This window comes from uncultured Methanobrevibacter sp., from assembly GCF_900314615.1.
Lineage (GTDB): Archaea > Methanobacteriota > Methanobacteria > Methanobacteriales > Methanobacteriaceae > Methanocatella.
Window position 1 is genome coordinate 1 of the sequence record NZ_OMWA01000041.1, and the last position, 11,149, is coordinate 11,149.

General features: G+C 36.1%; 9 protein-coding genes and 2 pseudogenes. 9 read left to right on the forward strand and 2 right to left on the reverse strand.

The window, feature by feature from the left end:
• Positions 1 to 18: 18 nt before the first annotated feature.
• The 5 genes and pseudogenes from QZN33_RS11315 (at position 19) to alaS (ending at position 5,606) form a co-directional block, all read left to right on the forward strand.
• Complete coding sequence (locus tag QZN33_RS11315; protein WP_292746497.1) at positions 19 to 501, forward strand: 50S ribosomal protein L11; 483 nt, start codon at positions 19 to 21, stop codon at positions 499 to 501.
• A 174-nt stretch (positions 502 to 675) separates the two neighbouring features.
• A pseudogene (locus QZN33_RS11320) lies at positions 676 to 1,234 on the forward strand (50S ribosomal protein L1).
• On the forward strand, positions 1,234 to 2,244 hold the full coding sequence (locus tag QZN33_RS11325) for a 50S ribosomal protein L10 (protein WP_296792670.1): 1,011 nt from the start codon (positions 1,234 to 1,236) through the stop codon (positions 2,242 to 2,244). The pseudogene QZN33_RS11320 and the gene QZN33_RS11325 overlap by 1 nt, the downstream one beginning before the upstream one ends.
• A 58-nt stretch (positions 2,245 to 2,302) precedes the next feature.
• Positions 2,303 to 2,573, forward strand: a pseudogene (gene rpl12p, locus QZN33_RS11330) (50S ribosomal protein P1).
• Between the two features lie 336 nt (positions 2,574 to 2,909).
• Positions 2,910 to 5,606 (forward strand): alanine--tRNA ligase, encoded by a 2,697-nt coding sequence (alaS, locus tag QZN33_RS11335; protein WP_296792673.1) that lies wholly within the window; start codon positions 2,910 to 2,912, stop codon positions 5,604 to 5,606.
• A gap of 27 nt (positions 5,607 to 5,633) precedes the next feature.
• On the opposite strand, the gene QZN33_RS11340 is transcribed toward alaS, so the two are convergent.
• A complete protein-coding gene (locus tag QZN33_RS11340) occupies positions 5,634 to 6,539 on the reverse strand; it encodes a hypothetical protein (RefSeq protein ID WP_296792676.1) in 906 nt (301 codons plus the stop codon).
• Between the two features lie 124 nt (positions 6,540 to 6,663).
• On the opposite strand from QZN33_RS11340, the gene QZN33_RS11345 reads away from it, so the two are divergent.
• The gene (locus tag QZN33_RS11345; RefSeq protein ID WP_296792679.1) at positions 6,664 to 6,801 is read left to right on the forward strand and encodes a hypothetical protein; all 138 of its coding nucleotides are present in this window, start codon (positions 6,664 to 6,666) and stop codon (positions 6,799 to 6,801) included.
• Positions 6,802 to 6,815: 14 nt separating this feature from the next.
• Here QZN33_RS11345 and QZN33_RS11350 read toward each other — a convergent pair whose 3' ends face one another.
• Positions 6,816 to 8,204 (reverse strand): carbon starvation protein A, encoded by a 1,389-nt coding sequence (locus QZN33_RS11350; RefSeq protein WP_296792682.1) that lies wholly within the window; start codon positions 8,202 to 8,204, stop codon positions 6,816 to 6,818.
• A 179-nt stretch (positions 8,205 to 8,383) separates the two neighbouring features.
• On the opposite strand from QZN33_RS11350, the gene thiI reads away from it, so the two are divergent.
• The 3 genes from thiI to QZN33_RS11365 all read left to right on the forward strand — a co-directional run.
• A complete protein-coding gene (thiI, locus tag QZN33_RS11355) occupies positions 8,384 to 9,535 on the forward strand; it encodes a tRNA uracil 4-sulfurtransferase ThiI (protein ID WP_296792685.1) in 1,152 nt (383 codons plus the stop codon).
• 455 nt (positions 9,536 to 9,990) lie between these two features.
• Positions 9,991 to 10,284, forward strand: a complete 294-nt coding sequence (locus QZN33_RS11360; RefSeq protein ID WP_296792689.1) for a hypothetical protein — start codon at positions 9,991 to 9,993, stop codon at positions 10,282 to 10,284.
• A gap of 173 nt (positions 10,285 to 10,457) precedes the next feature.
• On the forward strand, positions 10,458 to 11,149 hold a 692-nt coding region (locus QZN33_RS11365; RefSeq protein ID WP_296792692.1), incomplete at its 3' end, for a fructose 1,6-bisphosphatase.

Sequence of the window (11,149 nt, forward strand, 5' to 3'; positions counted from 1 at the left end):
TCAAAAGGAGGCTGACTGATGGCTAAAGATACAGTCGAAGTTCTTATCGAAGGTGGAAGCGCTACTCCTGGACCTCCATTAGGCCCAGCTTTAGGACCTCTCGGTATTAACATGATGCAAGTAGTAGAAGAAATTAATAAAAAAAGCGCTGACTTTGCAGGAATGAAAGTACCTGTTATTGTTAGTGTTGACAGGGATACTAAAGAATTTGAAATCGAAATTGGTACTCCTCCAACTACTTCACTTATCATGGAAGAATTAGGCATCGAAAAAGCTTCTCATGAACCAGGTTTAGACATTGTAAATGACTTACCAATTGAAACCGCTTTAAAAATCGCTAGAATGAAATTCGATTCATTACTTGCAAACGATTACAAAGCAGGTGTCAAAGAAGTTATGGGAACCTGTGTAAGTATGGGAATATCCGTTGACGGAAAAGACCCTAGAGAAGCACAAAAAGCAGTAGATGCTGGAGAATATGACGATATCTTAGTAGAATAGATATTGTCCAAAATTTAAATTTAAGTTAACAATTACAGTGTATATGATGTTATAATCAAATTATAATTGATATACTGTTTTTAATTCATGCAATCGTTTAAGAATTTTTTTCTTGTAATCGATTCTCATGAAACCAAAAAAATCCAATGAACATAATGTTCATGGGGGATGAATATGACACAAGATGTAATTAACGCGGTGAAGGAGGCAAAAGAACAATCTAAGCCGAGAAACTTCACTGAGTCCGTAGATATTATTATTAATATCCGTGACTTAGATGTCAGAAAGCCAGAAAATAGGTTTAATGAGGAAGTTACTCTTCCTAACGGCCGTGGCAAAGATGTTAAAATCGGAGTCATTGCTGATGGGGAACTCATTGTTCAAGCTAAAGATGCTGGTCTTGACACTGTAATCTCAAGCTGATATGATGCCACTCGTTGGTAGATTCCTCGGTCCAGTTTTAGGTCCTCGTGGAAAAATGCCTAAACCAGTTCCTGCAAGTATCAAATTAGATCCTCTTTTAGAAAGATTACAAAGTACTGTCAAAGTTGGTGTAAAACAACAAGCAAGTATTCAAGTTGTTGTCGGAAGCCAAGACATGTCAGACGAAGACATAGCTGAAAATGTAGAAACTGTTCTTACAGTCTTAGACCGCAATTTAGAAAAAGGAAGAAGTCAAATCAAGTCCATGTTTATTAAAACAACTATGGGACCAGTAGTGAGGGTGATCTAATGGCTCATGTTGCTGAATGGAAAAAGGAAGAAGTTAAAGAGCTTAAATCTATCATCGACCAATACGATGTTATCGGTCTTGTAGATTTAGAAAACATTCCTGCAAAACAGCTCCAAGAAATGAGAAGAACTCTTAAAGGCAAAGCTGTTATCAGAATGTCCAAAATTAATCTTATTAATTTAGCTCTTGAAGATTGTAATGCTGAAAAAACCAACATTGTTGATTTATCAGAACATATGGATGGTCAGATTGCACTTATTGCAACCGAAATGAATCCTTTCAAATTGTACAAAATATTGGAAGACAGTAAAACCCAAGCTCCTGCAAAACCAGGAACTATTGCTCCAGAAGATATTATTGTACCTGAAGGAGATACCGGATTCGAACCAGGTCCATTTTTAGGTGAATTACAGCAAGTTGGAATTCCTGCAAAAATTGATAAAGGTAAAATCTGCGTACAAAAAGAAACAGTTGTCGTAGAAGCTGGTGAAGAAGTATCCAAACAAGTAGCAGCTACTTTATCCAGATTAGAAATTAATCCAATGGAAGTAGGAATGGACTTAAAAGCAGTATACGAAGAAGGATCAATCTATACTTCAGACGTACTTGCAATCGATGAAGAACAAACATTAGCTGACGTTCAAAATGCATTTAGAAGTGCATTCAACTTATCTGTAAACGCAGCAATCCCTACTGATGAAACTATTTCCACTATCATTACTCTTGCATACACCAGAGCAATCAATGTCGGTGTAGAAGCAGCAATTATGACTTCTGAAACTTCAGAACCAATTATTGGATTAGCACAGGCTAAAATGTTAGCAATCGCATCCGAAGTGGCAGACACTCCTGGTGCTATCGATGACGAATTAGCTGACAAACTCGCTAATGTTGCAGTAGCAGCAGCTCCAGTAGTAGAAGAAGTTGTCGAAGAAGAAGAGGAAGAAGAGGAAGAAGAAGAAAGTAGTGAAGAAGAAGCAGCAGCTGGGTTAGGAGCTCTCTTCGGTTAAAATTAAAATTTTTATTATATTATAAAAACTAACACTTTAAAAAATTAATGGTGATAACATGGAATATATATATGCGGCAATGATTTTGCACAGTGCAGAAAAAGATATTAACGAAGAAAATGTTAAAAGTATTATTGAAGCAGCTAATCGCAGCTTTAGAAGATGTTGACATCGACGAAGCTATGGAAACTACTGCTATGGCAGCAGCAGCACCTGCAGCTGCACCTGCAGCAGCTGAAGCAGCTGTTGAAGAAGAAGAGGAAGAAGAAGAGGAAGAAGAAGCTTCTGAAGAAGAAGCAGCAGCTGGATTAGGTGCTCTCTTCGGATAGATTTTTTAAATCTATCACCTTTCTTTTTTTTATTTACTTTTTTTTTGATATTATTGCTTATTTTTGATATTTTACTGTTTTTTATAATTGTTTTCATTTATAGTCTTTTACTTAATGTTTTTACCATTTAAAAAAACTAAGAATTCAATCAGATTATTTTCTAGAAGTTCCGGCTATAGGAACAAAAGACTATAATAATTGGCTATTTAACGATACGCAATATGCTCTGGCTGTTGCTAAAAAACTGATTTATATATTTGAAAATCATTTCAATAATTAATTATTTATTAATTAAAATACATATTTTATACTAATAAATTATTAGAACTGATTTATATGGTAGAAATTTTTGATAAACTCGGTTATAAAAAACAGACATGTAAAACTTGCGGACAGGAGTTTTACTCTCAAGTAGACAGAGACACTTGCGGTGATGCTCCTTGTGATGAGTATGAGTTTATTGCAAATCCTGCAACTGATAAACCGTACAATCTATATGAAATCCAGAAAGTTTTTAGAGAATTTTTAGAAAGTGAAGGACACACTCACGTCCACAGATATCCTGTACTTGCAAAAAGATGGAGAGATGACGTATTTCTCGTTGGAGCATCAATTTTCTGTTTCCAGCCATGGATTACATCAGGCCTTGTAAAGCCTCCGGCAAACCCTATTGAAATGGCTCAGCCATCAATCAGACTCAACGACGTTGACAATGTCGGAAGAACCGGCCGTCACATGACCTGCTTTACAATGGGAACACACACTGTAATCAACAAGGAAGATGATTTCATCTACTGGGAAGACCGCACAATCGAACTGTGCCATGAATTCTTTGCACATATAGGAATCAACACTGAAGAGATTACATTCATCAAATCATGGTGGAGCGGCGGAGGTAATGAAGGACCATGTTACGAAGTCTGCTGCAGAGGAGTGGAACTTGCAACATTAGTTTTCATACAATATGAAACTTTAGAAGACGGTTCTAAAAAAGAAATCCCTATTAAAGTTGTGGATACCGGTTACGGTCTTGAACGTATTGCATGGATTTCACAGGGAACTCCGACAGCATACGATGCATGTTTTGCACCTGTTGTTGACAAGCTAAAAGAACTGACAGGTGTTGAAATAAACGAGGATATCCAGGGAAGAAATGCTCAGATTGCTGGAATGATGGATATTGAGGATATCGGTGATTTAAAAGAACTTCGCCAGCAGGTTGCAGACAGTTTGGATTTGTCCCTTGAAGAATATCTTAAAGCCGCAGAACCTATGGAAGCAATCTACATCATTGCTGATCACACAAGATGTCTTGCATTCATGCTTGCAGACGGAATTATTCCGTCAAATGTTAAAGAAGGATATCTTGCACGTCTCGTTTTAAGAAGAACCATAAGATTCATGAAAGAACTTGACATGAAAGAATCTTTAGCTGATGTTATGGCAATACAGCTTGATTTCCTTTCAAAATTCTATCCTGAAATCCGAGATTCCGAAGAGCACATCATGAATATTATCACTTTGGAAGAGCAGAGATATGCCTCAACAGTCAAAAAAGGAAGAAGCATTGTTAAAAGGTCCATTAAAAGACTTAAAAAAGAAGGCAAATCCGAAATGCCTCTTGACATGCTGATTGACTTGTATGATGCACATGGAATTCCACCGGAAACTGTTGTTGAAATGGCAGGAGACGGATTTACAGTCAATGTTCCGGACAACTTCTTCACACAGGTTGCAGGCGCTCACGAAAAGGATACTTCAAACAAAAAATCCACATTTAAAGTAGACTTCCCTGAAACTGATTTACTGTTCTATAAAGATTTCTACCAGCAAGAATTTGAAGCCGAAGTTTTAGGTCTTGTCGAAAAGAATGAAGTGAAATGTCTTATCTTTGATAAAACAACCTTCTATCCTGAAGGAGGAGGCCAACCTTCTGATATCGGTGAAGTTTCCATCGATGGAAATGTCTTTAAAATACGTTATGCTGAAAAGATTGACAATGTCGTACTGCATCATGTAGAGGGTGATATCTCAGATGATGTTGTTGGTAAAAAAGCTGCCGGTAAAATAGACTGGACAAGAAGAATAACGCTTGCACGCCACCACACAGGAACTCACCTGGTAATTGCCGCAGCAAGAAAAGTACTGGGTCAGCACATCTGGCAGGCAGGATCTCAAAACGGTCTTGAAAGAGCACGTATTGATCTCTCACATTACAAACGTATATCACACGAAGAGCTCAATGAAATCGAAAAGCTTGCAAACGAATACGTTATGGAAAACATTGACCTGGACATCCAGTTCCACACAAGAGATGAAGCTCAGGAATTATACGGATTCGTACTTTATCAGGGAGGTATCGTACCTGGTAAAATGATTCGTGTAGTTAAAATCCCTGGAGTGGACGTTCAGGCCTGTGCAGGTACACATGTATTGAGAACCGGTGTGGTCGGTCCGATTAAAATCAATAAAACCGAAAGGGTTCAGGACGGTGTTGAAAGGATAGACTTCTCAGCAGGTCTTGCAGCAATCGATTCCATGCAGCATGACAGTGAACTCCTGCGTGAAAGTTCAGCAGTTTTCAAAGTTGAAAACAATCAGCTTCCAAAAACATGTGACAGATTCTTCTCAGAATGGAAAGCACAGAAAAATGAAATTGACCGTCTCAAATCAGAAATTGCAAGTCTTAAAAGTAATTCATTAGCTGACGAGTTTGAAGAAATCAACGGCCTTAAAGTGGTTTCCCAAATGATTGAAGCAGACTTCAAGGAACTTCAGAAAATGGCTACAGACTTTACCGACAACGGAAAGGCTGACGTTGTTATCATGGGAAACGGTGACGGTAAAATCATAGGAACCGCTTCACAGAATGCAATTGACAGTGGAATTAAAATCAATGAAATAATCAAAACTGCAGCAGGCGTACTGGGCGGTGGCGGCGGTGGTCGTTTAACACTTGCGCAGGGTGCAGGTAAAAATGCAGATAAGATGGATGAAGCTATCCGGACTGCTGTAGATTTAATAAAAAAATAGTATAATAGAAAATTACTTTTCTCTTATTTAATATGTTGCATACCATACTGTGGCTTTAACTGGTTTGTATCCTTTAATCAATTTGTAATGAGGATACATCTGGCCATATATGGAGTGTGCTTTTGTTTTAACGGTTTTTGAAATTATCTTACCAGTTTTTTTGTTTTTAAAGAAGAATTTTGTTTTCATGATGAATATTTTTGTAGGAGCGCCTTGAGGGTTTTTAGCATTATATTCATCAACATAAACTCCTTTGGGATATTCTGAATTTTTGGTTATGTGGAATACATCAATATAACCGTTTTTAATTTTTTTACGGGTATTCACTTTTAAGGTAACCTTTTTCTGGGATTTGCTGAAAATACCAATGTAACCGTTCTCTTTAATGGTGTATCTTTCATCATTTGAAGATACTGACACTTTATAAAGTCCTGTTTTTAGATTCTTAATGTTTAAAACTTTAGCTTCTCCTTTTGAGTTAGTTTTTACATTATATGTTTTTGTTTTACCGTTGATTTTAACTTTTACAGTAATTTTAACATTTTTGTAGTAATTAAGCTTGTTTGTTTTCTCATTATACTTAAACAGTTTTACCGTGAAGTATTTGTTGGATTTCTGAATAAATGCATTGGAACAAAATGCATTGATAGTCTTTTTGCTGATTTTTGTTGTTGTATTTGTTTGTGTACTGTTGCTTTGGCTGCTTGAGTTTGTATTTTCACTAACTGCGGTGCTGTTTGAAGATTGATTCACGTCCTCTATCTCTCCGCTGCTTTCATTTGCACTGACTTGATCTGCATTGTCTGGAATTAATAGTGGGGATTCATCATCGATACTCAGAGTTGCATTGTCCTGAGTTGCAGATACACAACTGATGCATATCACAGCCACAGTTAAAATTGAAACTATGAAAAGAATATTTTTTAACTTCATTTTATCACCTCTTTATGTTCTATATGTCTTCTTTTTATATTCATTGTTATATTAATCTTTTGCAGCATAATCTGATTTTTGGCGAAATCTCTCTGGCTGTGCTAACATATCTGAAAAAGAGTAAATGAAAAAATTGAAAAAGCATTGCTTTAACATCAAGTTTTCTCAAGATTTGAAACTAAGGGACATTATCTGTGTGAGGGTTGGTAATGGTAAAATTAGGGATGAAGCTATCCATACTGCAGTGGATTTAATCAGATAAGAGAGAATTTTCTCTTATTTCTTATTTTTTTTCATAAATACAAATGTTATAACGACCATTGCAATTATTGAAATGATATTTGCAATCATTGATGGAAGTCTCAAACCTTCAGGAGCCTGCAGGATATATCCAAATGTAATTAGTGTACATATCATTGCAGGAATTAAAGTAATGAAGTAATGTTTTTCTTTTTTTATGAGGTATGCTGTTGCTGCGAAAAGCACTGCTATAGCAATAATCATTTGAGCCCATGCGGCATATCTCCAAACAAGATCGAAGTCAACGAATAATAATGCAACTGAAGCAATAAAGAGAGGCAGAGCCAGTTTCAGCCTTGATGATATTTTTTCCTGATTCAGATGCAGTTCATCGGCAAGTGTAATTCTTGAACTTCTAAGTGCGGTATCTCCGGTAGTAATCGGACAGACCACAATACCGATAATTACTAAAACCAAACCAACATGACTGAGCAGTTTATCAGCCATTTCATAGACTGCAACTGCAGGTTCTGCTGCATATATTAAACCAAGCTGTGGCTGGCCGTGGAAAAATGCTAAAGCAACTGCTGCCCAGCAGAGCGCTGTTAAACCTTCCAGAACCATTGCACCGAAAAACACCGGTCTTGCATCCTTTTCTGTTTTCATGCATCTTGCAACAATCGGTGACTGTGATGCGTGAAAACCTGAAATAGCACCGCATGCTATTGTAACAAAGAGGAACGGGAAAATAGGTTTGTCAGTTAAGTACAGTCCCTGTGTAGTAATTTCAGGAATTGTATACCATGGATTTAAAATAACTGCTCCTGTTATTAAAATCACCATTATCAGGAACAATGCTCCTAAAATAGGATAAACTTTCCCGATAATCTTGTCGACAGGCAATACGGTAGCAATTAAAAAGTATGCGAATATTACAGCTATGCATAGGTATAACGGAATGTCAGTTAATTGAACAATCAGTGCTGCGGCACCTTTTGAAAAAACTGTCCCTACAAGAACCCCTGTTATGATGGTGATGAATGCGACAAATTTCTGAACTGTTGTTCCCAGATATTTGGATATGATAAATGGCATTGTTGAACCGTCATTTCTAAGGGACATGAATCCTGAGAAAAAATCATGAACGGCACCGATGAAAATTGTTCCGAGAGTAATCCATATAAATGCCGCAGGACCGAATAAAGCTCCCTGAATAACTCCAAAAATAGGTCCTGTACCGGCGATATTTAAAAAATGCACTAAAAACTCTTTCATTCGAGACATTGGAATATAATCAACGCCGTCTTCCAGTCTCTGTACTGGTGTAGGTATTGTTTCATCAACTCCTGCAACCTTTTCTATAACTTTTCCATATATGAAATACGATGCAATCAGAACTATGAAACAAATTAAAAATGTATACATTATTCAATATTTTGTATGGGGTGTTATTTAAATTTTAATTTTGTGGAAGTGTTTAGTATGAACTTTGCATGATTACTTTTATTAATCATTAAGATTAAAGTTATACTTGCTGTTATATTTAAAAACTAGTATTGAAGGGATTGCTATTTTTTCAGCGTGCACTAGAAAGAGATGTTATTATGAATTATGATTTGATTATTGCCAGATATGGTGAAATTGGACTTAAAAGTCCTAAGATAAGGTCACGTTTTGAAAGAAAGCTAGTTAAAAATATTGAAGCTACTTTTGAATGCGATGTAGAACGAAACCAGGGAAGAATTTATATTCATCCACAGGACTTTGATGACGGAATTGAAAAACTCAACAGGGTTTTCGGTGTCGTTTCATATTCTCCTGCAACTTCAACTAAAACAACCTATGAGCAAATTGATGAGACATTAACTGCTTATGTTAAAGAGTTAGTTTCAGAAGGTTTAATAGATGAAAACACCAAATTTGCAATCAAATGTCGTCGTGTTGGAACTCATGACTTTACTTCTCAGGAAATGGCTGCCCACTGCGGTGGTGTTGTAAGAAAAGTTGTATTGGCACCGGTCGATTTGACAAATCCTGATTTGACTATTTTTGTTGAAGTAAGGGAAGATGATACGTATATTTTCCATGAAAAAATCAAAGGGCCTGGAGGACTTCCGTTAGGAACACAGGGCAAAGTTGTTGTGCTTTTATCAAGCGGTATAGATTCTCCTGTTGCAGCATATATGATGATGAAAAGAGGATGTGAAGTGGTGGCGCTTCACTGCAACAATGATCCTTTTTCCGGCCCGAAGGTTACAGAAAACTTCAATGCATTGGTAGACCAGCTCAATATCTACGCTCGGGGAGTTCCTATTCAAAAACGCATTGTTGACTATGGTGAATATCTCCAAACTGCCAAGGACAAGGCTCCTGAGAAAATGACCTGTGTTTTATGCAAATCCGGAATGTATCACATTGCAGAAAAGCTTGCCCTCAAATTGGGTGCTGATGCCATAGTTGACGGAAGCAGTGTCGGTCAGGTTGCATCACAAACACTTTCAAACATTTTGGCTACACGATACGGCGTTGAAATGCCAATATTGTCTCCGTTAATCGGATTGGATAAGGAAGAGATTACAGAAATTGCTAAAAAAATAGGCACATTTGAAATATCCAAAATCGATGACGGTGGATGCAGTGCGGTTCCTAAATATCCTGAAACCCGTGCAGACTTGGATCGTGTTAAAAAAGCATGTGAAGATATGAATCAAAAAGAAGCTATTGAAAAGGCTTTTGAAAATATTCGTAAAGTTTAAATGGGAATTTTCCCATTCTTTTTTTTAGATTTTTCACTAAATAGATATGAATTTTACTTTGCAGATGTCTAAAAAATGTTATAGTCTGTTATAATCATAAAAATAGTTAATGATTAATGTCTATATTGTAAGATTTCTCTCAATACTATCTCATAGACATTAATATTTCATTAATTCATTTTGAGGTTGTCCTCTGTGAGGATTTGCCTCTGTGTAATAATTGGTTTGATGGAATATTTAAAGCTTGTTGAAGCCATTTGACAAAATTGCAGTCATTTAACAATTTTTAAAGCTATTGATAAATTCTATACCTATTCTTTTTAAATCCTTTTTCATCATTCGTCAAATTATAAAAATAATGAAATATAATCTAGTATTAGGTAATTGCTGATGTTTAGTTTTCAAGGATTTTAAGTAATCCGACAGTACTAAAAAACAAAGAGGAGGATGATTTCATGATTAGTGATGAAGAAAAAGGAAAAATTAAAGAGGAAATTGTAACTAAAGTAAACTCTGTTTTAGAGAAAAACAACGAATCATTCAGAATGGATCAGGTAAATGTTTTGAACAAAAAGGATACTGTTAAATTCATGGGAAATTACAGGGTTTATGAGAGAAAAAATTACCACGCAGTATCTGGGGAAATCAATACATTCTTAAAACAATACGGTAATGTGGAGATAAAATCTAAAAAAATCAGGGACAGCGGTATGAAATTCACAGCTGTAAGTTTTAATTTTGAACTTTGAACTCTGTTGTTGATGTTTGAATCACATAGTATTCAAAATATTTTTGAGAAATTTTTTTATAACAGGCCTTATTTTTTTAGTTAAAGCTATTTTAATGACAATAATTAAATACTATTCCAATCAAAAATAATAAATGTCTAGTAAATAATAATTTACTAATTCGAGGTATTAAAATGAAAACTACTGTTAGTGTAATTAAAGCTGATATTGGAAGTGTGTCCGGACACTGTGTCGCACACCCAGAATTAATGGATATCTGTGATGAAGTTTTAAACGAAGCTTTAGAAACCGGTATCTTAAAAGATTACTATATCTCCCGTTGCGGAGACGATATTGACTTAATTATGACCCACGATAAAGGGGAAGAAAACGAAGAAGTACACAAAACTGCATACGATGCATTCATGAAAGCTACTGAAAGAGCACGTGAATTAAAATTATACGGTGCAGGTCAAGACTTATTATCTGATACTTTCTCAGGAAACATCAAAGGTATGGGTCCTGGTGTAGCAGAAATGGAATTCGAAGAAAGACCATCTGATCCTGTTTTAGTATTCTGCTGTGACAAAACTGAACCTGGTGCATTCAACTTACCAGTATTCAGAATGTTTGCAGACCCATTCAACACTGCAGGTCTTGTAATCGACCCATCTTTACACGATGGATTCAAATTTGAAGTATTCGATGTAATCGAACACAAAAAAGTTATCTTAAACTGTCCTGAAGAAATGTACGACTTACTCGCATTAATCGGTTCCACCGGAAGATACGTAATCAAAAGAGTATGGAAGAAAAACGGTGAAATCGCAGCTGCAATAAGTACTGAAAGATTAAACTTAATGGCTGGAGAATACGTTGGTAAAGA

What these genes read in the sequence shown, in the direction of transcription:
- QZN33_RS11315 (WP_292746497.1), top strand. Translation starts at nt 19, where the DNA reads ATGGCTAAAGATACAGTCGAAGTTCTTATCGAAGGTGGAAGCGCTACT.
- QZN33_RS11325 (WP_296792670.1), top strand. Translation starts at nt 1,234, where the DNA reads ATGGCTCATGTTGCTGAATGGAAAAAGGAAGAAGTTAAAGAGCTTAAA.
- alaS (WP_296792673.1), top strand. Translation starts at nt 2,910, where the DNA reads ATGGTAGAAATTTTTGATAAACTCGGTTATAAAAAACAGACATGTAAA.
- QZN33_RS11340 (WP_296792676.1), bottom strand. Translation starts at nt 6,539, where the DNA reads ATGAAGTTAAAAAATATTCTTTTCATAGTTTCAATTTTAACTGTGGCT.
- QZN33_RS11345 (WP_296792679.1), top strand. Translation starts at nt 6,664, where the DNA reads ATGAAAAAATTGAAAAAGCATTGCTTTAACATCAAGTTTTCTCAAGAT.
- QZN33_RS11350 (WP_296792682.1), bottom strand. Translation starts at nt 8,204, where the DNA reads ATGTATACATTTTTAATTTGTTTCATAGTTCTGATTGCATCGTATTTC.
- thiI (WP_296792685.1), top strand. Translation starts at nt 8,384, where the DNA reads ATGAATTATGATTTGATTATTGCCAGATATGGTGAAATTGGACTTAAA.
- QZN33_RS11360 (WP_296792689.1), top strand. Translation starts at nt 9,991, where the DNA reads ATGATTAGTGATGAAGAAAAAGGAAAAATTAAAGAGGAAATTGTAACT.